The following is a 23301-nucleotide window of genomic DNA, read 5'->3' on the forward strand; positions in this document are numbered from 1 at the left end:
AACATCGCCCACACATCAATTCCCGACCTGGGTCCTGTACTGGCGTCCACGACGCCACGCAGGATGAAACTGTCGCCAATGGGCTTCTTGCGCCGCGGCCAACAATTCATGGTCACCACGGGTGTCACCCCATGCTTTGAGATGGTATTGACTCAGCGGTCCATAGACCGCCTCGAGCCTGAACACCTTGTTCTCGCACCTGCAGTTGTTGCCGGCGATGCGCCCGGTCAGCAAGCCATCGACCACCTCAAGCTCCGTACCGATCAGCTTGACGCCAAGGCGATCCGCGAAAGGTTGAAGCACCAGGACGGGAGATGCAGAGCACAGGGTTACCATGGCACCGGCCTCCCTCTCGGCGGCAAGGGATGGTAACCCTGAAGGGCGCATCAGCCGGATCCAAAACTCCGTACAAAACATTTCTGCTTGCTGCCGTACCCACTCCGCTTCAACGCCAGTCAGAAACGTGCTGACCAAATGCGCCTTGAGTTGGTCTCGATTCATCCGCCGCGCGAGGAAACGAATGCCCGGTAGCGCGAGCCTCAGCATGCGTCGACTGAACACTCGCGTTCCAAAGGCAAACTTGAGGAATAAGACGAAGCTGTCATACCGGGTAAGGGTGCCGTCGAAGTCAAAGACCGACAGCACCTTCTTCCCGTGCACATCCGCCTCGGGCAATGGCTGTGTCATCGAACAGCCTCGGCCAGGCGAATCGGCGGCTCGCCGCCGCCGACTTCTGCTTGCTTCACGCCGTGCCACTGCGCACGCTCGAGGATCTTGACTGCCCACTTGTAATGGGTCGCAGGCTCACACATCACATCGTTGTGCTTGAACACGGCCGGTGCAACGTCGCTCACGATCAGCTTCGCGCTGTTCAGGTCTTCGAGGCTGACGCGCAAAGTGTCCTGGATGATGCTGATCTGGCTTGGGTGAATCGCTGTCTTGCCTACCAGGCCATGCGCGATATCCAGCTCCAGCTCTTCTTTCAGCAAGTCCGGTGTAGCGAGCTGCTCGAATACAGGGGCGGTCAGGGCGAAGCCCTGCGAGCCCATAATCCCGGCCAACATCGGTATGACGAAGCTCATCGGAGTCTGGTACAGCGTTGTCGCAGGGTTGCGCCGAAGGCCCAGACACCCCATCAAATCGTTCCCGCCAATGCGCAGGGCAATGATTCGCTGGTCCAGGTTGGCCTTGAGCGCATGGCCCAATTCGACCATCGCACCCGGATTGAATACGTCGTGAGTTTCCAGTGTCGGCATGAGAAACAGGTCAGGGTTGGTGACCGCACGCTCCCATGCGACCAGGTTACGCAGCGTCAGTTTCGGCACGACAAACCCGTCAACATGCCGCATCAGCGGCCACTCATTCAGTACGGCCGCCATTGCCGAATCTCGCGGACGGACGAACAACAGTGGCCCCTCCGCGGGGCGGCCACCACGTTGATCAATCGCCGTCAGCAGGTTATGCAGATTGCGCAGCGCAGTGTCGACATCGATGTCCGCCACTGCGTCTTCCAGGCAAACCACCAGCGACCGAAGCTCTGGCAGCTTCCTGCGAAAAACGACGTCGAGCAGATCCACTCGCGTGGCCGGCATATAGAGCGTGGCCCCAAGGGCGTATGGAGAGCGCCTCTTCATCAGCTCAAGCTCCGAATGACAGTCACCGCCCGGTAAGGCCCCAGATCAGCACCGGCCTCCTCCACGGTAACGCCCGCCCCCTCGGTAAGGTGCAGCAACAGCTGAACGTCACTGTCGCGGCGATCCCGGACCAGGACCCGGTCAGGTACGCGGCGCAGTACGGCACGGGTCGCCTCGGCGATCCCCGGTTTCACCCGGTTCAAATTCGAGATATCAAAACGTATGGCCAACGACTCGACTACAGCTGAAGCGGCTGCCTGGAGTTCCAGTCTTTGACTGTGTGTCCACGGCGATGCTTGGGCCACCTCCCCTGATGCCCGGCGTTTCGTCTCGATCTGCTCGATGAAATCACGGGTCACATCGTGCTCTCGCAGGTGGTCGTAGACCACGCAACCATGCAGTCCGCCATCGACAGGCCAGATAGAGCGCGATACGAGACCGGAAACAGTGGCACCCAAAATGCCGGACGGAATGACCCAGTCCTCTGCCGAAGCCGATAGCCAGGCTCGGCCGCAAGGGTCGGCCAGCACGACTAACCGGGGATCTGTCGGGAAGCGCGAGTCGCCATTCAGGCTGCGCTTGATCTCACCAGAAATCGCACCTTTGCCCGTCCAGCCGTCGACAAACACGATGTTCTCGGCACCATGTGCCTGGATGATCGCTTCCAGCGCAACGGTGTCGATCCCGCGGTCCCGGACGATGCTGATTCCATAGTGGTAGGTGTTTCGGCCCATTTCGATGAGCGAGCGGCGCAGCAGTACACCCAGCGGGAGGCCTGCACGCACGAAGGACACCAGCACAATGGAAGTGCCGGCGCAGGCTTCATTCAATGCAAGCGCCAGGGATTGAACGTCCGTGGCCATACGCGTGCCATTCTGCGCAAGTGCCCGCTCGTATAACGCCTTGTGAACGGCAGTCGGAGCGCTCTCCAGACTGATCATCTCGGAGTAGTGCTTCTGCCTGGTCTGAATCAGACGCTCCTTCTCGACGACATCGGTTACTTGCATCTGCACCGGCTGGAGGAGGAAGTGAACGTCTTCAGGTGCGTAGCTGCCGCTGCCCACGGTGTTGAGGTCGCGAACAGGATCAACCATTGATCACGCCCCCCACTAGCCTGGCCAGTTGGCTACGCGCCGGGGTGGCCCACATGTGACACTCATCCATGAAGCCCAGGTCGGTGATGCTGTCGCCAAAGCCCAGCACGGGACGTTCGCCATTGACCTCGCGATCACGGCGCAGCCATTCCTGAACTGCCACACGCTTGGACAGGCCAGCCGGCAGGAATGCCAGATTGTTACTGTTGCCATGGATGTGCATACCCTCCAACAGCCCTCGAGCCTGGACTTGCGCCAGTACCGAATTCAGCACATCGTCATTGGATTCGTTGTGTTTGGTCACCACGTAGTTGCGCAAACCTTCCTCTTCGACCACCCAACCGCGCAACGAGATGCCAAGCTCCTTGCCGATTGCCAGCGTCGCTTCGCTCAGGGCCGGCAGGCGATTCTGGAAGCTGTCGAGCATTTCGCACATATACGCATGCCAGTCCTGATCGAGCCTTCCATCAGGACCAAGAATCACGCCGCCGTGTGAGCATATGGCGCCGAGGCTAAAAGGCAGTTTCACCCGACTGTAGGCTTCGACGCTGCGGGCAGTGACAGGCACAACATCGGCGGTCGCCAGCAACCATTCGGCAAAAGACTTCTGGACGGTGCTCATGTAGCCGTTCGGTTGCCCATCCACATCAAGGGTCGCTGGATGGCGTGGCGCGCCTGGCGGCATCTTGCGAGCGGTTTGAAACAGCGTGTCATCGAGGTCGATCAACACCAGGGGGCGATTACTGCTCATCGACGATTACCTCAGCGTTCAGGGCAGCAACCAATTCAGCGGGGACGGCCTGGGCTGGGGTTTCCGAACAGATCAGCACGCGGTCAAACTGACCGGGGCTGACGTTGTAGAGGAAGTTGGGGATGCCGAGACCATAGTTGTCCGAAAACGACAATGCGTGCTCGATGGCATGGCCAAGCGCGATGGGCGAGCGGCTCGTGGAACTGAAATGCACATCGGCGCCAGCACGTTCCAGGCGCTCGGCGAGGAGGAAGGGACGCCAGACGAACTCACTGGTGCCAACCACAAGGATCCGCTCACCTGCAGCGACCTGCAGCTCGGGGGCCAGGGTGTCCTCGACATTGCGCACGCCTAGACGGCCCCAGTCGTTTCGTGGCGACAGCGGCCACACGCCGGCGGCGATGGTGCCTACGGAGGGCATTTGCGGTAACGGGGCGTCGCTATCTTCGATAAAGCGGTAGGCCCCCTGCAACAGGGAAACCTGATGGGCGGATGGGCCAATGGTGTTGCGCACAGCACCGCCGGACCAGTCCGTCAGAACGCAGGTTACGACCCGTTCGACCTTGCTCAGGCCGGCATCGACCAGGGCGCGGTGCAGATTGATGAAAGTCTTGCCGGTGGATGCTTCGTCGTCGACCAGCACCAGCGAACGGGCGTTCAACATCATTTCCCGCACATCGGGATCGACGGGCAGGTGGATCAGGTGCGCACTGGCGTGACTGTGCTCTTCTTCGAATCGAGTGAACAGTTCGGTACCCGTCGGGTGACGCGTACTGACCATGTAGACGGCATCAGGGCGGATGGCGCTGAAGGCACGATGAACACCGGCTCCGAGGCCAACTGCCGTCTCGGCCATGCCAATAACGAGAACAGGGCCTGGCAAGTCAGCAGGAATTTTCGCCGCCAGGTTTTCAAAGCTTGCGTTCATCGCCGACGGCCGCACGGGGATGTGACGTCCCAGGACTTTGGACACAAACAGGAACGCACGCTTCGGGTTACGGCGCTCGGCAAATCCGAACAGTGCGTCGGGGGCGATTACACAATCATCGACGTTGACGTCGAGTCGCCCGCGCACCAGTTGCGCGCTAAGCATTTTTGTAGCGGCGTTACGTTCCATGAACACATTCCTAGGTTGGCGGAGGTCGATGACCTGACGCCTCTTCCGTGGGTTTCAAATCAAAACGGGGTTACGGATTGCTGGCTTCGATCCACCACAGCCGATACTGGAACAGCAACGGTTAGGGCCTTCACGCGCACGCCCGACTGCCAGACGGTCGCCGGTTCCTTCAGCCCCAGCCGGCGAGCGGCAAAGATACCTGGCAGGTTTGTTCCAGTAGCACGGGTGTAACCAATGCCGCCCGAGTAACGAGGATTGATTTCCAGAAGGTGAGGCTTGCCGTTGGCGTCATCGCGCGTCTGAACATTGACGATACCGTCACAGTTGAAGTGCTGTGCGGCCTTGAGCGCCAGCTCCACCGCTGCGCCGTCGCGCTCGAATGTCTGATACAGGCCTTCTTTGCGCCGACCGACAAAGGCCACTGGATAACCTGCCTCACAAACCATATCAACCGAACATTCGTTACCGTCCATGTAGGGCATCACCAGCATCGGTGGTCGGGTGGAGCCCGCGCAGTAGGCCTGCAGGTAGGTCTCGAAGCTCACTTCACGCGCATCCGGATTGGCAAAGCAACGAAAAGGATCCGCGTCCTCGGTAAATCGCCAGAAGCCTTGACCATAGATCCCGACTGCAGGCTTGATGCAAACCTCTCCCACTGCCGAAAGGGTTTCATAGGCAGCGGCCAGTTCCTTCGCGTCAGTCACAGTGATTGCAGGTACACAGGCCAGGCCTGCACGCTCTGCCTCAGCGGTGAATAGACTCTTGTCGTCGACCCTGTCGAAGGTATCGATCGACAGTCCACCCGTCACAAGGACCAGGCCCGATGCTTCGAACCGAGGCCGGGCACGTTCAAATACACTGCCCTCACGCCCGGCCAGGATGACCTTGATGTTGTTCGCCCGAGCGGTTTGAATCACCCATTCGATGCGTTCCAGGTTTTCCTTCGGCTCCTTGAGGCCGACATCGGCGAGCCCCGTGATTTCGGGACGGTCTTGACGGTGGGAGGCAAAAATCTTCACTGCAGCCGGCAACGCCTCGCGTGCGCCAATGATGATATCGCGCTGGCTGGATTGCCCTTCGAGTAACCAGATCATGTGGAGCTCCTGAAAAATTTGCACGTCCGCCGCTGCCCTCCTCTGAGGTAACAGCGGCCTGAACTCCAATGGAAAGGAGGGACGATAACGGTCCGATCTGTGACTGAAGACAATGCGTGGCGTCGATGCCGACTTGTTAAAAAAATCCTGATCAAACAGCGGTTCGCGAATAAGTGTGTGAATGTTTCTAACTCGATAAAAACCGAAACATCTCTTTACATAAGTGTCGGTTTGATTATTACGCCGGCCAACAATAATCAGTTTGCCCCTCGGTAACTCGGCCAGACTTACCTTGTATCAATATTCCGCGCTTAATAGCCCCGACACGACGCTGCACACACTAAGTCAATTCATGTCGGGTTTCTGTGTGTTATCGAGCATGTCGGACAGTAAATCGTTTCAACGAATGTCTACGGACAGATATCGGGCCCAGTCAGAATTAAACACTGTCCGTGATCGGCGGAATTGGGGCAGAATTCCGCTAATTAAAAACGGAGTGTGTACATGAAGTGGTTAAAGGGGTTGGTACTGGGTGCGATCTTCCTGGTAGTCGGTGCTAGCGCGCTAGGGCTTTACTACGTGCTGCCTCAACACGAGGTGGTATTGATCACCGGCGTCGAAGTCAAGCGCGTCGACAACGACGGCGTCATCAATGCCGAGAACCCTGCGGACGGCCCAACCCGGGATGTTTACTTCATCAATACCGAGGACCCGGACACGAAGCAGGTCGTTGTCTATCGCAACGAAGATACCGGCTGGAGCTTCCCCTGGTACTTCAAGTTTGACTCCGCCGATGTGCAGGCGAAGGCTCAGGGCTATTCCCGCGACGCTCAACAGCTGGCGCTCATCCGCTACTACGGCTGGCGGATCAAGATCCTGTCGGTCTTCCCTAACATTACTCACATCGAAGCAACGACCAGCCGAAATCAGCCGTTCCCGTGGTTCAACACAGTATTCTTCGGTGTAACAACATTGTTGCTGCTTATTGTCGCCATTGTCGTACGGCGCCGCCTGAAACGCCGTGGCGAGATTGCGATGAATTGATCACCCGGGGGGCTGGTGCAAAAGATCGAAGCTGTCAGAGGCAAGCGGTATCAAGCCCATTCGGCCTGCCTTAGTAGACTTGAGGCACGATGAGTTCCGGTGGCGTCGGACTACGGGAGTAATCCTCCTGCCTGACGCGCTGCGGCAGTTCGATCACCGGCAGCTCCACTTCTTCATAGGGCATCTGCCCGAGAAGGTGGTGGATGCAGTTGAGTCTGGCTGTCTTCTTGTCATCGGCTTGCACCACCCACCATGGCGCTTCGTCGATGTGGGTTCGCTCAAGCATGATTTCCTTGGCCTTTGTATAGGCTTCCCAGCGCCGACGGGATTCCAGGTCCATGGGGCTGAGTTTCCACTGCTTGAGCGGGTCGTGAATGCGACTGAGAAAGCGCAAATGCTGTTCCTGGTCGGAAATGGAGAACCAGTATTTAATGAGCTGAATGCCGGAGCGTGCAAGCATCCGTTCAAACTCCGGCACGGTACGGAAGAACTCTTCGTACTGATCGGCGTTGCAAAAGCCCATGACTTGTTCGACCCCTGCCCGGTTGTACCAACTACGGTCGAAGAGCACGATCTCACCCGCTGCAGGCAGGTGCGAGACGTAGCGCTGGAAGTACCATTGAGTACGTTCGCGGTCATTGGGTGCAGGCAGCGCGGCGACCCGACAGACTCGAGGATTGAGTCGTTGGGTAATGCGCTTGATCACACCGCCTTTGCCGGCGGCGTCACGTCCTTCGAACAGGATCACTACCTTGTGGCCCGTCTTGACCACCCAGCTTTGCAGCTTCACCAGTTCGCCTTGCAGGCGGAATAACTCGCTGAAATAAACTCTTCGAGCGGCCTTTTCACTTCCATCCTCCAAGTGCTCATCGAACAGCGCATTGAGGTCAGTGCCGTCTTCGGATAATTCCAGTTCCAGCTCTTCGTCACTGTGATCAAGCAGCTCACGGTGGATGCGCTGTATCAAGGTGTCTTCGGTGGAGGGCATGGGAGAAACTCGCGTCGTGGATGGCCTCGCAAAGTGTTAGTCGTAACTTGTTACGAAGTAATTACATCAATCGGTGATTCGAGGCCGGCCGCATAAGGTGTGGGGCCACCAGCGCCAAGCGATAGCTGCCTGGACCGACTAGTCAGGTCAGCGAGTTCCGGCGCCATCGGACCCTCATAAAAATGTAACAAAAATGCTGCAAAGTTCTGGAGCCCGTTATCACGAAGAGTTCCTACGATGAAAAGTTTGATGAAGTCTGCTGCGCTCGCCATTGCGGTTTCTCTTTGTGCCACTTCGGTGTCCTTTGCCGGGGAAAGCATCCGTCTGACAGGTTCCGGCGCCAGTTTTCCGGCACCGATCTACCTGACCTGGTTCAAGGATTTCAGTAAAAAAACCGCTGGCGTCACCGTGGATTACCAATCCAAGGGCAGTGGTGCGGGTGTGCAGGACTTTCTGAACAAAACCGTTGATTTCGCGGCCAGTGACTCGGCAATGAAAGACGAAGACATTGCAAAGGTTGCCGAGGGCGCGCAGTTGCTGCCGATGACGGCGGGTGAAATCGTGCTGGCTTATAACCTGCCGGGCAGTCCCAAAGGGCTTAAATTGCCACGCGACGTTTACTCCAATATTTTCCTGGGCAAGATCACTCGATGGAACGATCCACAGATCGTCGCCGCCAACCCGGAGCTGAAACTGCCCGATATGCCGATCACGGTTGTCGTACGTGCAGACTCCAGCGGTACTACCGCGGTATTCACCAAGCACATGGCGGCAATTAATCCTGAGTTCAATAAGGCGTTAGGTGAAGGCAACACGGTCAACTGGCCGGCCAGCGACAAATTCATCAAATCGCCCAAGAACGATGGTGTGACAGCCACCGTGCGCCAGACCCCGGGCGCCATCGGTTACATCGAATACGGCTTCGCCAAGCTGGCCAAGGTCGATTTTGCCCAACTGCAAAACAAGGCCGGCGCCTACGTTGTGCCGAACGCCGAAAGCGGTGCAGAGGCCCTGGCTGCAGTGAAGATGCCGGAAAGCCTGGTGGCCTGGCTGCCGGATCCGGACGGTGCCAAGTCCTACCCGATCACGTCCTACACCTGGATGATTTTCCGCAAGCAGAACGAGAACCCGGCCAAGGCCAAAGCCATGCGCGAAATGGTCGAATACAGTCTGACTGAAGGTCAGAAAATTGCCGATTCGATGGGTTACATCCCCCTGCCGCAATCGGTCGTCGACCAGGTTCGCAAGGCTTCCGCCAACATCCAGTGACACTCGCGAGGCCTCTTTCGGCGTGTGCTATCAGCCTCGCCGAAGAGATTTCTCCCACGCTCCGGAATTAGCCCATGAACAAGCCATTTGTCGTACCGGTTAATCCGGGCTCTGCTTGCCAACCTCCTTCTGCGAAGGATTTCCTGGTTGATCGTACCTTTCGCGCCCTTGCGCGCATCGGTGTGGTTCTCGTTCTGGCGCTGGTATTTGCCTTGGTGTTCGAGGTGGGGCGCAAGGCACTTCCAGGCATGGAGAAGCACGGCCTGGACGTCCTTTTGGGTACCGTCTGGGACGTGAACCAAGGCAAGTACGGCATTCTGCCGGCCATTTGGGGCACGCTCTACAGCGCCCTGATCGCGTTGGTGATCGCAGGCTTTTTCGGCGTCAGCATGGCGATTTTCCTGACCCAGGATTTCCTCCCTGCCCAGCTTGCAGCCATTTTCCGCACCATTGTCGAATTGCTCGCGGCGATTCCCAGCGTCGTTTACGGCCTGTGGGGGATCTACGTGGTGATTCCGGCCATTCGGCCCCTCACGGACTGGTTAAACAGCGAACTTGGCTGGATACCCTTTTTCGGCACGACTTTGAGCGGACCGGGACTGTTACCTGCAGCCTTGGTGCTTGCCATCATGATCCTGCCGACCATTGCCGCCGTTTCGCAGGATGCGCTTACGGGCGTACCGATGAAAACCAAGCAGGCCGCGTACGGCATGGGGACCACCCACTGGGAAGCGATTCTCAAGGTGATGGTGCCATCGGCTGCCACCGGCATTTTCGGCTCACTGGTGTTGGGCCTGGGTCGTGCCTTGGGTGAAACCATGGCCCTGGCCATGCTGGTAGGCAACTCGAACAACATCTCCCTTTCTCTGTTTGCACCGGCCAATACACTGGCGGCTTTGTTAGCGCTGAATTTCCCCGAAGCGGGGCCGACCGAGATTGAGGTTCTGATGTATGCCGCACTGGTCCTGATGTTGATCACCCTGATAGTGAATATCATCGGCTCCATGATCATGGTCTATGCCCAGCGTGGTACTAAATGATGACTGACCTCACGTCTTCCGCCACCGCGTTGCCAAGTCTGCAGCGCAAATTCGAAGGCCGCGCCCTGCGCAGCCTGATACTGACTACGCTGGTCTGGGGCGGCGCCCTGCTGGCCAGCGTACCCCTGATTTCCGTGCTCTACATGCTGATCACCCGTGGTGGTGCTCGCCTCAGCCTGGAGGTGTTCACCGAGCTACCGCCGACCGGATTCGAGACGGGCGGCGGCTTCGGCAACGCGATGGCGGGCACCTTTGTCATGGTCGGTATCGCGGCCGCGATCGCGGTTCCGGTCGGCATCATGGCGGCCATATTCCTGGCGGAACTGGGACCGGACAGCAAGCTGGCGAACGCCGCGCGCTTCGCCGCCAAGATGCTCACGGGTCTGCCATCGATTCTGGCCGGGGTTTTCGCCTACGCCCTGGTGGTGATGACCACCGGTACCTACTCGGCACCGGCGGGCGGCGTGGCACTGGCGGTACTGATGCTGCCTATCGTCGTGCTGACCGCTGAAGAGTCGATGCGGATGGTGCCCAAGATCATGAAGGATGCCGCCTACGGCATGGGCTGCACCCGATCGCAGGTGATCTGGAAAATCGTATTGCCTACCGGCATGCCGGCGATCCTGACCGGCGTGATGCTGGCGGTGGCGCGGGCAGCCGGCGAAACCGCGCCGTTGCTGTTTACCGCCCTCTTCAGCAACTACTGGATCTACCACGACGGCAGCCTGGCGGTCATGAATCCGACCGCGTCGCTGGCCGTACTGATCTACAACTTCTCCGGCATGCCGTTCGACAACCAGCTCGAGCTCGCATGGGCGGCCTCGCTGGTGTTGGTGATGATCGTGCTGGTCGTGAATATCGTCAGCCGTATTTTCGGCAAGCCTAAGTTTTGAGAATGGGAGCAAATAGTGTGAACGTATTATCTGCGCAAAAAGTTGCCCCGCTCGAGGCCCAGGTACCTGTGGTCATGGACTGCAAGCTGGACAAGATTTTCTACGGCAACTTCATGGCGGTACGTGACAGCCATGTGCCCATCGAAAAAAACAAGATCACCGGATTCATCGGCCCTTCCGGCTGCGGCAAGAGCACTGTGCTGCGCAGCCTCAATCGAATGAATGACCTGGTAAAAGGCTTTCGTTTCGAAGGCCATGTGCATTTCCTCGGCCAGGACGTCTATGGCAAGGGCGTCGATCCAGTGGTCGTGCGCCGCTATATCGGGATGGTGTTTCAGCAGCCGAACCCGTTCTCGATGAGCATTTTCGATAACGTCGCGTTTGGCCTGCGCCTCAATCGCTACCAGGGCGACCTGGGTGACCGCGTCAAGCACGCCCTCCAGGGCGCCGCGCTGTGGGATGAGGTCAAGGACAAACTCAAGGTCAGCGGCCTGTCCCTATCAGGGGGCCAGCAGCAACGACTCTGTATCGCCCGCGCTATCGCCACCGAACCGGAAGTCCTGTTGCTGGATGAGCCGTGCTCGGCACTCGACCCGATTGCCACCCGCCGTGTCGAGGAATTGATGGTCGAGTTGAAGAAGGATTACACCATCGCTCTGGTCACCCACAATATGCAACAGGCAATCCGTGTCGCTGACACGACGGCATTTTTCTCGGTAGATATTTCGCAGGGCACGCGTACCGGCTATCTGGTTGAGATGGGCCCAACTGCCCAGATATTCGACAATCCGCGCGAGCAAATGACGAGCGATTACATCAGCGGCAAATTCAGCTAACCAACAACCGTCCGATCAAGACCGAATGCAGCCAAGCGCTAAATGACATTGGCGTGCTTTCGGTCGTTTACCTTCTCACACCTCTTTGATCAGGATTGCCAATGTCTGCAAAGCATCGTCTTGATTTGCCAGCGATCGAACGTGCACTGCGTGAAGTGCAAAGTCGATTCGCCGAGCTCAGCAGGCACTTCACCGAACCGCGTGATCCCTTGACGGACGAAGTGCTGCAGAATGTGCTGGATGGCTATGCCCTGATCGACGACTACGTCGCACGCGGTGTCGACCTGTTTGATCTTCAGCAGTTGAATCTGATGCTGGAAATCAATGCCACTGTCCTCTGCGGCCGAGACCCGGCGCGCCGGCTGGAATTCGCTCAACACCTTGCTGCCACCGAGGAACACTTCTTCAACAACGTGGAGGGTGGAATCAAGGACTTGTTCAATTGGTACTGCGCGTATCGCAGTGAGTCAGTCTGGAAGCGTGCAGCCGGTGTTTATGTTCGAATCCTCAGCAAGCCGCAATTGTTCATTGAAGGCAATAACCGCAGTGGATCGCTCATCGTCTCCTATCTGCTCATGCGCGCCGGGCATCCGCCGTTCGTGCTGACGCTGGAGAACGCCGAGGGCTATTTCAACCCGTCATCGGTCATTCGCAACTCCGCCAAACATGGTGTCAAGGCGTTGTACGAACTGCCCAAGATCAAGAAAAAATACGCAGCCTACCTGGAAGAACAGGCCCCTGATCCAAAGGAGTTTTTTCTGAGCGACAAACCAGTGCCCGTCTATCAGGGGAGCGCTTGATGAGAAAGTATCCGACGCTCGACAAATACCGGGCTTCCAGCAGTCAGGCATGGCAAGCCATCAAGCGTCTTGTCCCGATGCGCTTGTCCGGGCGTCCGCAAATACGTATCTCGTTTGATATTGATGACACGTTGGCCTGCCAGCGCCACCACTGTGCAACCGAGCACAGCAGGCTGCCGGTATTTGTTCATCGCTGGCTGGGCGAGCCATTGCGCATTGGCACACGCTCCCTCACCCGAGAATTACGTCGCCAGGGTTGCAGCATCTGGGTCTACACCTCGTCCGGTCGGACCCCCTCCTACATCAGGCGCTGGCTCTTGCTGTACGGTATCCACGTTGACGGAGTGGTCAACAGTGTCCGGCATAACCGTGCCCTGACGGTACATGGGCTTTCGAACTCCCCCTCGAAATTTCCGCCAGCATTCGATATCGACCTGCATGTCGATGATTCCGAGGGAGTGCAGATTGAGGGCCATGATCACGGTTTCCGCGTCGTTGTAGTACGCCCGGATGATGAGAACTGGGCGCAAAGAGTCCTGGACGCAGCAGCTGAAGTCCAGGTACAGCTAGCCTGGCAACAACCGCTCAGACACAAGGCTGCGGCGCAACAAAGTTCGGAAGCTTTTTCCTCCTGAGTGTCGAGTTGAACGCGGCCTTCGCGACGGGCCGCTCGGCGCGAACACCATGATCTCAAAGTCGTCCACTATTCAGGGGATGTCTGCTGAACTTCTGCAAACGCTGGACGGTCATCATACCGACATCTTCGTCGCGCACTCTGGTTGACAAGCATCTGATGGTGCTTGACCTACCTATTCAATAATAAGACGGAAGGTATCACTCATGGGCGCAATGGAAGCCGCGAGCGCAAATGACAAGAGTCTTAAAAGACGAGCGACTGTGATCTATCGGCGCGACGAAGAGATCCTTTTTGTGCGCAAACGCAATGCGAAGTGGAACCTGCCCGGCGGTCGCGTCGAGCAAGGCGAGACGCCCCTGCAAGCTGCCGTGCGGGAAATGGCAGAGGAGACCGGTTTGACTTTTGACCAACTCGCCTACGTCTCCGAGTACGAACAGGACAAGGTTATCCATTTCCTCTTCGAAGCTCGGCGGACAGGGCAGCGCAAACCCCGCCCTTGTAACGAGATCGATGATTGTCGCTGGTTTTCAACGAAGGAGTTGGACAAGCGCAACGTTCGAGGCTCGATCAGGACGTTGCTCAAGCGCTGTGCGTGCGACTCCAGCAATAGATCTTCGGCAAGCAATTCGGTTTAGCGACGTGGCCTTGATGTCCTGCCTATCGAATCCTACAAACCGTCTGAACCAGGCTAGAGCCCAAGCGTCTGAACGGAACACATAGTTAAGTTCCAGAATTTCCCGCGTCTTGGGCGAATGAGTGGGACGCCGCTTCGATCCGCTCTTCCAGCTGGGCAATGTAAGCTCTGGCGTCGTCCAGGTTTGGGAACGAAACGGCATTGTCGCCAAGCCAGACCTTGCATCCGTTACCTTGCTCGTTTGCTTCAATTCTGATTTTCATCTGCAATCCCTATGCTGTTGTTGCGGCGCAGGGTATAGCATTTTTTCGATGTGTCAAAATGTTTCGAAGGCTCTATGACAAGGCTTTCAGTGGATGTGTAAGCGTTAACTTTTTGACTTTGCCAAGTCTGTCTCAAGGCGATCGAGCAGTGAGGCTAATTTCAGCTCAGCATCGGCCAACGCTTTTTCTGACGCGATTTCCCATTGCGGCGCGACATCGAGCAGGTCAGTTTCTGTCTCGGCCCGCAGACACCACTGATGATGATCGTGCCATGACCCGAGTGACGACTGCACTGACTTCAGTTGAGCTTTGGATTTTGCCCTGAGAGGCGACAGCGTTGGAAAGGCATCGGTAAGATATCTAGCATTTTTCACGATGATCCTCAGCTCGTGCCGATCAAAATCCTTGTCCCGAAGCCCGGTTACCAGCTGATTGATCCTTTTCTTCAGGGCTTTTTGTATCTGTCTTTTGATATCGGCTAGATCGCCGACTCTCTCGGCGGCCCTGAACACATCTGTCCATCGATCCATTTCTTCAAATAGCTTATTGAGCGCCGAGCTCCTGGCAATTTTCTGATGATTCTCTTTCAGAGTTTCGGTTCGGCTCATCGCTTGGCGCAGATACCCCATCTTCTGTAGCTCATGAATGATGACTTCCAGATCCCTCGTTGGGGTCGTCGTTCTACCGACTTCAGCTGCAGCCTGGTTCAACGCCACTACTTCTGGCAGGTTGCGCAGTGGACGTAACAGGCTGCGTATTTTCCGAACCGCGATCCGCAGGTCATGGAGGGCTTCGCCATCACTGCTGGCAACCAGGCGAGCGCGCGAGTGATAGAGGGACACTTCCAGAGCAATGATCTGGGCCACAAAATCATCAACAAAAGACATCGTCGTCCTCGCGAGGGTGCATGTGAGGACAGCGTAGCAGAACCCTTGTTCATTACACCGATGGCACACGCTGTCGTCCGACGCCTGTCGGTCAAATGTTTAACGGGCTGTGCTCCCGGTCGGTGGTGCCTGATTCTCTCACCGGCAAGTGCCTGGAATTGCGGGGAGCATGCTGTCACATAAAGTTCATCAACTCGCCGCTATGGCATCAATCACAAATCGATAAACTGGAATCTTTTGCCACGGGAAGGGCATTGATGCGCCGGGTCATTTTCAATCAAAAAGGTGGAGTAGGTAAGTCGAGCATCGTGTGTAACCTTGCCGCCGCCAGCGCCGCTGAAGGCTACCGAACGCTAGTGGTGGATCTGGATGCCCAGGCCAATTCCACTTATTACCTCACGGGGTTGGCCGGGGATGCCATCCCGGCGGGTATCGCCGATTTTTTCAAGCAGACGCTGTCTTCAGGGCCGGCAGCCAAGAAGAGCCGCGCTCAGGTCTTTGAGACCGTTTACGATAATCTCCACATCATCCCAGCCAGCGGCGAACTTGCCGATCTACAACCCAAGCTCGAAGCGAAATTCAAGATCAATAAACTGCGCCGGTTGCTGGACGAGATGTCTCAGGACTACGACCGGATTTACATCGATACGCCTCCGGCGATGAATTTCTATGCGTTCAGTGCGCTCATCGCGGCAGATGCGGTGTTGATTCCATTCGATTGCGACACCTTCGCCCGCCAGGCGCTGTACCAGGTGCTGGCGCAGGTGGCAGACCTTCAGGCTGACCATAACGAGTCACTGGTCGTTGAAGGAATTGTCGTCAATCAATTTGTGAGCACCACTGGCTTCCATCGAAATCTGGTGGAAGAGCTCATTGCGGAGGGGTTGCCGATTCTTCCTGTGTATCTGGGCAGCTCGGTCAAAATGCGTGAATCTCATGAGAGGTGCCAACCTTTGATTCACCTCGACAAGCATCACAAGCTGACAGGCCAGTTTATTGATCTCTTGCACATGCTGGAGGAAGCAAGCTGAGTCAGCCCGCCTCAATCTGACCTGCCTACCGCTGCTGCTATGCCCACGGATAACCCGAGCACTGAAAAATTTGGAAACAGTGCATTCCATCGACTTGAAGTCGAGTGAGCAAAGCGCTGCTTAACTGAACAGTCGGAAAATCAGCCTTTGGTCGAAAAACACTGAGCCATCCAGGGTATGGGCCAAAGTAGGGGCTGTGATTTTTTTTCAGACACACAGAAACGAAAAAGCCCTGAATAATCAGGGCTTTTTCGTATAAATGTGGCGGTGAAGGAGAGATTCGAACTCTCGATACAATTTCTTGTATACACACTTTCCAGGCGTGCTCCTTAAGCCACTCGGACACTTCACCGTATCTCGTCAAACAAGTTCTGTCTGTCGAGGCGCGCTAATGTAGTCGAAAGCTTTTCCGATGGCAAACTTTTTTTGCAGAATTTTCATGCGGTTAGCGATTTAGTCGTGGCGACGGGTTTCGGGCCATGGCAAACCTGCCAATCTCCGGCTTGCCATCCCCTTCCTTATAGAGGGCAATGCACGGCCAGCATGGCGGGCTACGCCTGGCGGGCGGGGAAAGGGTGACTGGCGGGTCAGTCATAGCGCTTTACCTGGCCTATGACGCTGGGTAACGTCTGCCCTACTTCATTGAAAGGAATAGCGTCATGAGTGAGTTGATTTCCTACCATCTCGAAGACGGTATCGCGACCCTGACCTTGAGCAACGGCAAGGTCAATGCGATCTCGCCAGACGTGATTGCTGCATTTAATGCTGCGCTGGATCAGGCGGTGACTGATCGCGCAGTGGTGATCATTACCGGTACGCCCGGGATTCTGTCCGGCGGTTACGACTTGAAGGTGATGACGTCCGGCCCTGAACAAGCCGTGGCGCTGGTGACGGCCGGTTCGACCCTGGCCCGTCGTCTGTTGGCGCATCCGTTCCCGGTGATCGTGGCGTGCCCTGGGCATGCGGTGGCCAAGGGGGCGTTTCTGTTGTTGTCGGCCGACTATCGCATTGGTGTGGACGGTCCGTTCAGCATTGGTCTGAACGAGGTGCAGATCGGCATGACCATGCACCACGCCGGCATCGAGATCGCCCGTGATCGTCTGCGCAAATCGGCGTTTCACCGTTCGGTGATCAATGGTGAGATGTTCAATCCGCAGAGCGCCGTGGATGCCGGTTTCCTCGACCTGGTGGTGTCGGCCGAAGAGTTGCAGGGTGCGGCGCTGGCTGCGGCGCGTCAGTTGAAGAAGATCAACATGACGGCGCACAAGAACACCAAGCTCAAAGTGCGCAAGGCACTGCTGGAAACGCTGGATAACGCGATCGTTCTGGACCAGGAGCATTTGGGTTGAGTCTGGCGCTGCACTATTGAATAGCAACGGCGGGAGTACATATCCGTTTCTGCGGTAACGGCCGCTGACGGTTCCGCCCTTACGGCGGGTCACTTGGAAAAGCCCCAAGTAACCAAGGGCTTTTGCCCCGCCATTCGGTGCCTCGCCCAGGCTCGGCATGCCCTCACTCCGGCATTGCTTCGGGGGCCCGCCGCCATCGGCCATCCATGGCCGAGGGCGTCTACCGCGGCATCCTTGCCGCGGTGCCCCCTGCGCAACGCCTGCGTTCGGCCTCTGGGAAAGGGGCGGCAGATCTGAAGCCAAAGCAAAGCCAAAGCAACGGCAACGGCAAAATCACCAGCTTCGCAAGCAGGCTCGCTCCCACAGGGATCGGCGTCGCCGCCGATCGGGGTTCGCTGAAGGTCCCCCGTAGGAGCTGGCTTGTCGGATCGCCGCACCGCAGCGAAAGCGGCCTATCAATCAACACTTCTATTGAATGTGCCGCCGTCTTCGCCAGCAAGCCGGCTCCTACACGGGGATCGGCGTACAGCTTTTGCTCTTCACCACTCATCAGGCCGAGCGTTAGCTCGCCTGCAGCTTTTGATCTTGATGCACCGCCCCGTCCGAGAGGCCGAGTGGAGGTTCTGCGCAGTGGGCAACCCGGCATGGATGCCGGGTTAGCCGCGCACGGCCATGGATGGCCGATCGCGGCGGGCCCACGGAGCAGGACCGGAGCGAGGGCATGCCGAGCCTTAGCGAGGCACCGAACGAAAGGGGCAAGAGCCCTTGGTTACTTGGGGCTTTTCCAAGTGACTCGCCGTAAGGGCGAAATCCTAAGTGGCCGTTACCGCAGAAACGGATATACACACATCATCTCGCTCCCGTTGAAAAGCCCACAACAGCCCTAAACCGCGCCTGACCGATAATTCGGAAACATGCGCTCAAACATCGCCCATCTCCTGACTCTATAGCGGCAATTGCCGAACACAATGCACGTCCGTACACTGCGCCACCTTTTGTCCCGGTGGGGCCTGTAAATGCTGTTTGTGTTTCGTATGTTATTGATGGGGCTGCATTTTATTCTGGCCGGTGCACTTGGCGTACTGCTGGGCCTGTGCCGCCCGTTCAATCCGGACAACAGCCGTTTGTGCGCCCGTCTGTATGCGTGGCCGGCGATGTGCATCTTGCGTTTGCGGGTGAAGGCCGAGGTCGGGCCGCTGATGGATAAACCCGACAGCTGCGTGATCATCGCCAACCACCAGTCCAACTACGACCTGTTCGTGTTCGGCAATGTAGTGCCGCGCCGCACCGTGTGCATCGGCAAAAAAAGCCTGAAGTGGGTGCCGCTGTTCGGCCAGCTGTTCTGGCTGGCGGGCAATGTGTTGATTGATCGTGGCAATGCGCAGAAGGCGCGGCAGTCGATGCTGACCACCACCCATACGCTGCAAAATGAAGACACCTCGATCTGGGTGTTCCCGGAAGGCACGCGCAATCTCGGCGAAGCGTTGTTGCCGTTCAAGAAAGGCGCGTTCCAGATGGCAATTGCTGCGGGCGTGCCGATCGTGCCGGTGTGTGTCAGCACTTACGTCAAACACATGCGTTTGAACCGCTGGCACAGTGGGAAAATTCTGATCCGCTCGCTGCCAGCGATCCCTACGGCTGGATTGAGCCTGGATGACATGCCACTGCTGATCGAGCAGTGCCGTGAGCAGATGCGCGAGTGCATCGCCTCGATGGACCGGCAGCTGCAAGCCGCTTGAAGGAAAACCCGCCTGGTGCGGGTTTTCTTTTGCCTGCGAGCTTTTTGCCTACGAACTCTGCAGACTTTGCTGACTCTCAAGCAGCAGACAAGGCTAAGCTGAACATTGCCTGCCACTGCCATCTGCTTACAAGAAGTGAACCACCATCATGGGTAGAGTTGTTGCTGCTGCGGTTTATAGTGCCGGTAAGAAAGTCACCAATATCACCCTCGACGAAGGCGCGGCCTGGGCGGCAAAGCCGGGCCACTTTGTGTGGATCGGCCTTGAAGAGCCGAACGCTCAAGAGCTGTCCAATCTGCAACGCCAGTTCAACCTGCATGAACTGGCCATCGAAGACGCCTTGGAAAAACACAGCCGACCGAAACTCGAAACCTTCGGCGACGCGCTGTTTATCGTTACGTATTCGCCGATCCGCAATGAAGGCAAACTGGAGTTCATCGAGACTCACATCTTTGCCGGCAAAGGCTACATCATTACCGCACGCAATGGTCACTCCGCGTCCTACGCCTATGTCCGCCAGCGCTGCGAGGCGCGTCCACTGTTGCTGGAGCACGGAGAAGACTTTGTGCTCTATGCCATCCTCGACTTCGTGATCGAAAACTACCAGCCCGTGGGCGAAGCGATCCATGCCGAGATCGACGAGCTGGAAACCAATGTCATGTGCGGTTCCCTGAACGAGCGCGACATTCAAAAACTCCACAGTCTGCGCCGTGATGTCCTGCGCCTGCGACGTTACGCGGCACCGATGGTGGAAATCGGCGAGGAACTGCAGAAGCTGAGTTTCCCGTTCATCGACAAGAACATGCGCCCCTATTTTCGCGATGTGCAGATCCACGTGACACGGCAGATGGAAGACCTGACGACCCTGGCGGACATTGCCAGTCAGACGATCGAAGTCGGGGTGTTGCTGGAGGCGTCACGGCAGAGCGTGGTGCAGCGCAAGTTTGCGGCATGGGCGGCGATCCTGGCGTTCCCGACGGCGGTGGCGGGGATTTACGGGATGAACTTCCAGAACATGCCCGAGTTGACCTGGCACTATGGGTATTTCGCGGTGTTGGGGTTTATTGCGGTGGGGTGTGTGGGGTTGTGGGCGAGTTTCAAAAGATCCGGGTGGTTGTAGTCGACACCGAGGCGTCTGCAAGATTCGCGGGCAAGCCTCGCTCCTACAGGCACACCGAAATCCCGTAGGAGCGAGGCTTGCCCGCGAAGCTCTTAGCTTTTAGGTGCTTCAGCATCCGGCTTGTGCGCCACAAACCGCATCATCCACTCGGCAACCGTGGCGCCATGGTGCTGATGTTCCAGGCTGGCCACGCCCTTCTGATAAATCTGCTCGCCCAGCGCCTCCTGTCGAATCTCCAGCAACGCCCGCGAGTAATCGTGAATGAACTCCGGATGCCCCTGGAAGCACAGCACCTGATCGTTGATGTGGTACGCGGCAAACGGGCAGAAATCGCTCGAGGCAATGACCGTGGCATTTTCCGGTAACGCCGTTACCTGATCCTGATGGCTGATCAACAAGGTCAGTTCTTCCCGCACCGGGCTCATCCACGGCGCCTTCGCGGCGAGTTTGTAGTTATGCGTGCCGACGCCCCAGCCCTGGGTCGCGCGCTCGCTCTTGCCGCCCAGCAGCAACGCCAGCAATTGATGACCAAAGCATACGCCCAGCAGTTTGTCGCCACGCTCGTAGCGGTTCAGCAGATAAGCCCTGAGGGTTTCGATCCATGGGTCGGTGCCGAAGGAATCGGCCTTGCTGCCCGTGACCAGGTAAGCGTCAAAGGTCAGCTCATCGCCGGGGTATTCACCTTGCATCACGTTGTAGACGGTGAACTCGGCCTCGATGGGTTGCTGCGAAAACAGACGCTGGAACATCTGCCCGTACCCCTGATACTGATCGACCAGTTCTGGACGCAGGATGTCGGTTTCCAGAATGCAGATGCGTAACGACATAAAAAATACCTGACACGTGACGGGAATAATGCACACCCAGAGCGTGCCTCGAAACACGGTGGCAAGGCAAGCCCCGGAATGCGTCATCGGTCCTTAGAACGTCTGCCCTTTCGCAGCTTTCTCCAGCAATAGCGCGGGCGGCGCGAATCGCTCGCCATATTGCCCGGCCAGGTACTGGGCGCGGGCGACGAAATCCTTCACGCCGTACTGGTTGATGAACTGCAGTGCGCCGCCGGTCCAGGCCGCGAAGCCGATCCCGAAGATCGAGCCGACGTTGGCATCCGCTGTCGAGGTCAGCACGCCCTCTTCCAGGCAGCGCACGGTTTCGATGGCTTGCACAAACAGCAGTCGATCGCGCACGTCCTGCGGCGAAATCTGCCCGTCAGCCGTTTCAAAGCGGGTTTTCAGTTGCGGCCACAAATGCTTCTGGCCACCGGCCGGATACTCGTAGAAACCGCCTCCAGCGGCCTTTCCCGGACGCTTGTACTCGTTGAGCAGCAAGTCAATCACGGCGAACGCCGGGTGCTCGACCAGCGGTTTGCCTTCGGCTTGCAGGTCTTTGGCGGTTTGCTGGCGGATATGGCTCATGAGGCTGAGGGACACTTCGTCAGAGATCGCCAGAGGTCCGACAGGCATGCCGGCCTTGCGGGCTTCGGTCTCGATCATCGGCGCGCTCACACCTTCGCCGAGCATGGCGATGCCTTCGTTGGTGAAGGTGCCAAACACCCGCGAAGTGAAGAAACCGCGGCTGTCGTTGACCACAATCGGAGTTTTGTTGATTTGCAGGACGAAATCGAACCCGCGCGCCAGGGTTTCGTCGCTGGTGTTGGCACCCTTGATGATTTCCACCAGGGGCATTTTTTCTACGGGGCTGAAGAAATGCAGGCCGATGAACTTGCTCTGGTCCGGCACTGCCGTGGCCAGGCCGCTGATCGGCAGGGTTGACGTGTTGGAGGCGATCACCGCGTCCGCGCCGACGATTTTTTGCGCCGCCAATGAGACCTTGGCCTTCAATTCCCGGTCTTCAAACACCGCCTCGATGATCAGGTCGCACCCGGCCAGGTCCGCATCGCTTTGCGTGGTACGGATTCGCGCCAGAACTTCCTCGCGCTGTTCGGTACTCATCTGACCGCGCGCGATTTTTTTGTCCAGCAGCGCCGCCGAATGCGCCTTGCCCTTCTGCGCTGCGGCGAGGTTGATGTCCTTGAGCACCACTTCAATACCGGCCGAGGCGCTGACAAAAGCGATGCCGGCGCCCATCATCCCGGCACCGAGTACGCCGACTTTTTTAGTGACATAGGGCGCAAAACCCTGGGGCCGCGAACCGCCGGCATTGATTTCGTTGAGTTGAAACCAGAAGGTGCCGATCAGATTCTTCGCTACCTGGCCGGTGGTCAGTTCGGTGAAGTAGCGGGTTTCGATCAGGTGCGCGGTGTCGAAATCCACCTGGGCGCCTTCAACCGCGGCGCAGAGGATTTTCTCCGGCGCGGGCAGGCAGCCCTGGGTCTTGCTGCGCAGGATCGACGGCGCGATGGCCAGCATCTGCGCGACCTTCGGGTTCGAAGGCGTGCCTCCGGGGATCTGATACCCCTTCACGTCCCAGCGCTGAACCGCTGCCGGATTGGCCAGAATCCAGGCGCGCGCCTTGCTCAGCAACTCGACGCGATCTTGCGCCAATTCATCGATCAAGCCCGCCTGCAAGGCCTGTTGCGGCCGCACTTTTTTGCCTTCGAGCAAATACGGCAGGGCTTTTTCCAGACCGAGCATGCGCACCATGCGCACGACTCCACCGCCGCCCGGCAGCAGGCCGAGGGTCACTTCCGGCAGGCCGAGTTGCACGGATGGATGGTCCAGCGCCACGCGATGATGGCAGGCCAGGCAGATTTCCCAACCACCGCCCAGCGCTGCGCCGTTGATCGCGGCAACCACCGGCTTGCCCAGGGTTTCCAGGGTACGCAGTTGGCCCTTGAGGTTCAGCACCATGGCGTGAAAGGCCTTGGCTTCGGGCTTGCCGACCTTGATCAGTTCATTGAGGTCGCCGCCGGCGAAGAAGGTTTTCTTGGCCGAGGTAATGATGATGCCGGCAATGGCATCCTTGTCGGTGATCAGTCGGGCGACGCAGGCAGCCATGGCGTCGCGGTACACCGCGTTCATGGTATTGGCGCTCTGGCCCGGCATGTCGATGGTCAGGACGACGATCCGGTCCTGCCCCTTTTCGTAACGAATGGCTTCGCTCATTACACTATTTCCTTGA

General features: G+C 57.7%; 23 protein-coding genes and 1 tRNA gene. 12 read left to right on the forward strand and 12 right to left on the reverse strand.

The features are described from left to right. Positions 1-15 precede the first annotated feature (15 nt). The 6 genes from ACA062_RS23655 to ACA062_RS23680 are packed head-to-tail and all read right to left on the reverse strand — an operon-like array spanning position 16 to position 5690. Positions 16-687: an HAD family hydrolase gene (locus ACA062_RS23655; RefSeq protein ID WP_497453258.1), complete on the reverse strand. Its 672-nt coding sequence runs from the start codon at positions 685-687 to the stop codon at positions 16-18. Further along, the gene (locus tag ACA062_RS23660; RefSeq protein ID WP_497453259.1) at positions 684-1634 is read right to left on the reverse strand and encodes an HpcH/HpaI aldolase/citrate lyase family protein; all 951 of its coding nucleotides are present in this window, start codon (positions 1632-1634) and stop codon (positions 684-686) included. Before ACA062_RS23660 ends, ACA062_RS23655 begins: the two co-directional genes overlap by 4 nt. After that, positions 1634-2728, reverse strand: coding sequence for a cysteine protease StiP family protein (locus tag ACA062_RS23665; protein ID WP_497453260.1), 1095 nt, complete (start codon positions 2726-2728; stop codon positions 1634-1636). The genes ACA062_RS23660 and ACA062_RS23665 overlap by 1 nt, the downstream gene beginning before the upstream one ends. Next, positions 2721-3479, reverse strand: coding sequence for an HAD family hydrolase (locus ACA062_RS23670; RefSeq protein ID WP_497453261.1), 759 nt, complete (start codon positions 3477-3479; stop codon positions 2721-2723). Before ACA062_RS23670 ends, ACA062_RS23665 begins: the two co-directional genes overlap by 8 nt. Continuing rightward, complete coding sequence (locus ACA062_RS23675) at positions 3469-4596, reverse strand: phosphoribosyltransferase domain-containing protein (RefSeq protein ID WP_497453262.1); 1128 nt, start codon at positions 4594-4596, stop codon at positions 3469-3471. The genes ACA062_RS23670 and ACA062_RS23675 overlap by 11 nt, the downstream gene beginning before the upstream one ends. Positions 4597-4655: 59 nt before the next feature. Further along, positions 4656-5690, reverse strand: a complete 1035-nt coding sequence (locus ACA062_RS23680) for an ATP-grasp domain-containing protein (RefSeq protein ID WP_497453263.1) — start codon at positions 5688-5690, stop codon at positions 4656-4658. 504 nt (positions 5691-6194) lie between these two features. Between ACA062_RS23680 and ACA062_RS23685 the strand changes: the two genes are divergently transcribed. Continuing rightward, positions 6195-6734, forward strand: coding sequence for a DUF1523 family protein (locus tag ACA062_RS23685; protein ID WP_497453264.1), 540 nt, complete (start codon positions 6195-6197; stop codon positions 6732-6734). 70 nt (positions 6735-6804) lie between these two features. On the opposite strand, the gene ppk2 is transcribed toward ACA062_RS23685, so the two are convergent. Then, entirely contained in the window at positions 6805-7722 is a 918-nt protein-coding gene (ppk2, locus tag ACA062_RS23690; protein ID WP_497453265.1) for a polyphosphate kinase 2, read from the reverse strand. A gap of 237 nt (positions 7723-7959) precedes the next feature. Between ppk2 and pstS the strand changes: the two genes are divergently transcribed. The 7 genes from pstS to ACA062_RS23725 all read left to right on the forward strand — a co-directional run bounded on the left by pstS (position 7960) and on the right by ACA062_RS23725 (position 13832). Continuing rightward, positions 7960-8991, forward strand: a complete 1032-nt coding sequence (gene pstS, locus ACA062_RS23695; protein ID WP_497453266.1) for a phosphate ABC transporter substrate-binding protein PstS — start codon at positions 7960-7962, stop codon at positions 8989-8991. A 74-nt stretch (positions 8992-9065) separates the two neighbouring features. Beyond that, on the forward strand, positions 9066-10031 hold the full coding sequence (gene pstC, locus ACA062_RS23700) for a phosphate ABC transporter permease subunit PstC (RefSeq protein WP_497436618.1): 966 nt from the start codon (positions 9066-9068) through the stop codon (positions 10029-10031). Then, on the forward strand, positions 10031-10924 hold the full coding sequence (gene pstA, locus ACA062_RS23705; RefSeq protein ID WP_497457483.1) for a phosphate ABC transporter permease PstA: 894 nt from the start codon (positions 10031-10033) through the stop codon (positions 10922-10924). Before pstC ends, pstA begins: the two co-directional genes overlap by 1 nt. 74 nt (positions 10925-10998) lie before the next feature. After that, on the forward strand, positions 10999-11760 hold the full coding sequence (gene pstB / locus ACA062_RS23710) for a phosphate ABC transporter ATP-binding protein PstB (RefSeq protein ID WP_218232072.1): 762 nt from the start codon (positions 10999-11001) through the stop codon (positions 11758-11760). Between the two features lie 101 nt (positions 11761-11861). Further along, positions 11862-12560 carry a hypothetical protein gene (locus tag ACA062_RS23715; RefSeq protein ID WP_497453267.1) on the forward strand — a complete coding sequence of 233 codons (699 nt, stop codon included), beginning with the start codon at positions 11862-11864 and terminating at the stop codon, positions 12558-12560. After that, on the forward strand, positions 12560-13195 hold the full coding sequence (locus ACA062_RS23720; RefSeq protein WP_497453268.1) for a hypothetical protein: 636 nt from the start codon (positions 12560-12562) through the stop codon (positions 13193-13195). The genes ACA062_RS23715 and ACA062_RS23720 overlap by 1 nt, the downstream gene beginning before the upstream one ends. A gap of 205 nt (positions 13196-13400) precedes the next feature. After that, a complete protein-coding gene (locus ACA062_RS23725) occupies positions 13401-13832 on the forward strand; it encodes an NUDIX hydrolase (protein ID WP_497453269.1) in 432 nt (143 codons plus the stop codon). A gap of 85 nt (positions 13833-13917) precedes the next feature. Here ACA062_RS23725 and ACA062_RS23730 read toward each other — a convergent pair whose 3' ends face one another. Continuing rightward, the gene (locus ACA062_RS23730) at positions 13918-14094 is read right to left on the reverse strand and encodes a hypothetical protein (protein ID WP_497453270.1); all 177 of its coding nucleotides are present in this window, start codon (positions 14092-14094) and stop codon (positions 13918-13920) included. 104 nt (positions 14095-14198) lie between these two features. Then, positions 14199-14981 carry a CHAD domain-containing protein gene (locus ACA062_RS23735; protein ID WP_497453271.1) on the reverse strand — a complete coding sequence of 261 codons (783 nt, stop codon included), beginning with the start codon at positions 14979-14981 and terminating at the stop codon, positions 14199-14201. A 257-nt stretch (positions 14982-15238) separates the two neighbouring features. Here ACA062_RS23735 and ACA062_RS23740 point away from each other — a divergent pair, with 257 nt between their 5' ends. Continuing rightward, entirely contained in the window at positions 15239-16012 is a 774-nt protein-coding gene (locus ACA062_RS23740; protein ID WP_497453272.1) for a ParA family protein, read from the forward strand. A gap of 262 nt (positions 16013-16274) precedes the next feature. Here the strand turns inward: ACA062_RS23740 and ACA062_RS23745 are convergent. Next, positions 16275-16364: transfer RNA gene (locus ACA062_RS23745), tRNA-Ser, on the reverse strand. 307 nt (positions 16365-16671) lie between these two features. On the opposite strand from ACA062_RS23745, the gene ACA062_RS23750 reads away from it, so the two are divergent. The 3 genes from ACA062_RS23750 to ACA062_RS23760 all read left to right on the forward strand — a co-directional run bounded on the left by ACA062_RS23750 (position 16672) and on the right by ACA062_RS23760 (position 20220). Then, positions 16672-17361 carry a crotonase/enoyl-CoA hydratase family protein gene (locus tag ACA062_RS23750; protein WP_497453273.1) on the forward strand — a complete coding sequence of 230 codons (690 nt, stop codon included), beginning with the start codon at positions 16672-16674 and terminating at the stop codon, positions 17359-17361. A gap of 1016 nt (positions 17362-18377) precedes the next feature. Then, positions 18378-19100, forward strand: a complete 723-nt coding sequence (locus ACA062_RS23755) for a 1-acylglycerol-3-phosphate O-acyltransferase (RefSeq protein ID WP_497453274.1) — start codon at positions 18378-18380, stop codon at positions 19098-19100. Positions 19101-19248: 148 nt separating this feature from the next. Continuing rightward, entirely contained in the window at positions 19249-20220 is a 972-nt protein-coding gene (locus ACA062_RS23760) for a magnesium and cobalt transport protein CorA (protein WP_497453275.1), read from the forward strand. Positions 20221-20312: 92 nt separating this feature from the next. On the opposite strand, the gene ACA062_RS23765 is transcribed toward ACA062_RS23760, so the two are convergent. Both ACA062_RS23765 and ACA062_RS23770 read right to left on the reverse strand, forming a co-directional pair. Beyond that, the gene (locus ACA062_RS23765) at positions 20313-21047 is read right to left on the reverse strand and encodes an amidotransferase (protein WP_497453276.1); all 735 of its coding nucleotides are present in this window, start codon (positions 21045-21047) and stop codon (positions 20313-20315) included. 93 nt (positions 21048-21140) lie between these two features. After that, on the reverse strand, positions 21141-23285 hold the full coding sequence (locus ACA062_RS23770; protein WP_497453277.1) for a 3-hydroxyacyl-CoA dehydrogenase NAD-binding domain-containing protein: 2145 nt from the start codon (positions 23283-23285) through the stop codon (positions 21141-21143). Positions 23286-23301: the final 16 nt, after the last annotated feature.

It is taken from the genome of Pseudomonas sp. LBUM1679 (genome assembly GCF_059695565.1).

Coding starts and splice junctions, on each gene's coding strand:
- ACA062_RS23715 (WP_497453267.1), top strand. CDS start 11,862: ATGTCTGCAAAGCATCGTCTTGATTTGCCAGCGATCGAACGTGCACTG.
- ACA062_RS23750 (WP_497453273.1), top strand. CDS start 16,672: ATGAGTGAGTTGATTTCCTACCATCTCGAAGACGGTATCGCGACCCTG.
- pstA (WP_497457483.1), top strand. CDS start 10,031: ATGACTGACCTCACGTCTTCCGCCACCGCGTTGCCAAGTCTGCAGCGC.
- ACA062_RS23740 (WP_497453272.1), top strand. CDS start 15,239: ATGCGCCGGGTCATTTTCAATCAAAAAGGTGGAGTAGGTAAGTCGAGC.
- ACA062_RS23655 (WP_497453258.1), bottom strand. CDS start 687: ATGACACAGCCATTGCCCGAGGCGGATGTGCACGGGAAGAAGGTGCTG.
- ppk2 (WP_497453265.1), bottom strand. CDS start 7,722: ATGCCCTCCACCGAAGACACCTTGATACAGCGCATCCACCGTGAGCTG.
- ACA062_RS23670 (WP_497453261.1), bottom strand. CDS start 3,479: ATGAGCAGTAATCGCCCCCTGGTGTTGATCGACCTCGATGACACGCTG.
- pstC (WP_497436618.1), top strand. CDS start 9,066: ATGAACAAGCCATTTGTCGTACCGGTTAATCCGGGCTCTGCTTGCCAA.
- ACA062_RS23735 (WP_497453271.1), bottom strand. CDS start 14,981: ATGTCTTTTGTTGATGATTTTGTGGCCCAGATCATTGCTCTGGAAGTG.
- ACA062_RS23720 (WP_497453268.1), top strand. CDS start 12,560: ATGAGAAAGTATCCGACGCTCGACAAATACCGGGCTTCCAGCAGTCAG.
- ACA062_RS23660 (WP_497453259.1), bottom strand. CDS start 1,634: ATGAAGAGGCGCTCTCCATACGCCCTTGGGGCCACGCTCTATATGCCG.
- ACA062_RS23765 (WP_497453276.1), bottom strand. CDS start 21,047: ATGTCGTTACGCATCTGCATTCTGGAAACCGACATCCTGCGTCCAGAA.
- ACA062_RS23725 (WP_497453269.1), top strand. CDS start 13,401: ATGGGCGCAATGGAAGCCGCGAGCGCAAATGACAAGAGTCTTAAAAGA.
- ACA062_RS23770 (WP_497453277.1), bottom strand. CDS start 23,285: ATGAGCGAAGCCATTCGTTACGAAAAGGGGCAGGACCGGATCGTCGTC.
- pstB (WP_218232072.1), top strand. CDS start 10,999: ATGGACTGCAAGCTGGACAAGATTTTCTACGGCAACTTCATGGCGGTA.
- ACA062_RS23665 (WP_497453260.1), bottom strand. CDS start 2,728: ATGGTTGATCCTGTTCGCGACCTCAACACCGTGGGCAGCGGCAGCTAC.
- ACA062_RS23680 (WP_497453263.1), bottom strand. CDS start 5,690: ATGATCTGGTTACTCGAAGGGCAATCCAGCCAGCGCGATATCATCATT.
- ACA062_RS23675 (WP_497453262.1), bottom strand. CDS start 4,596: ATGGAACGTAACGCCGCTACAAAAATGCTTAGCGCGCAACTGGTGCGC.
- ACA062_RS23760 (WP_497453275.1), top strand. CDS start 19,249: ATGGGTAGAGTTGTTGCTGCTGCGGTTTATAGTGCCGGTAAGAAAGTC.
- ACA062_RS23730 (WP_497453270.1), bottom strand. CDS start 14,094: ATGAAAATCAGAATTGAAGCAAACGAGCAAGGTAACGGATGCAAGGTC.
- pstS (WP_497453266.1), top strand. CDS start 7,960: ATGAAAAGTTTGATGAAGTCTGCTGCGCTCGCCATTGCGGTTTCTCTT.
- ACA062_RS23755 (WP_497453274.1), top strand. CDS start 18,378: ATGCTGTTTGTGTTTCGTATGTTATTGATGGGGCTGCATTTTATTCTG.
- ACA062_RS23685 (WP_497453264.1), top strand. CDS start 6,195: ATGAAGTGGTTAAAGGGGTTGGTACTGGGTGCGATCTTCCTGGTAGTC.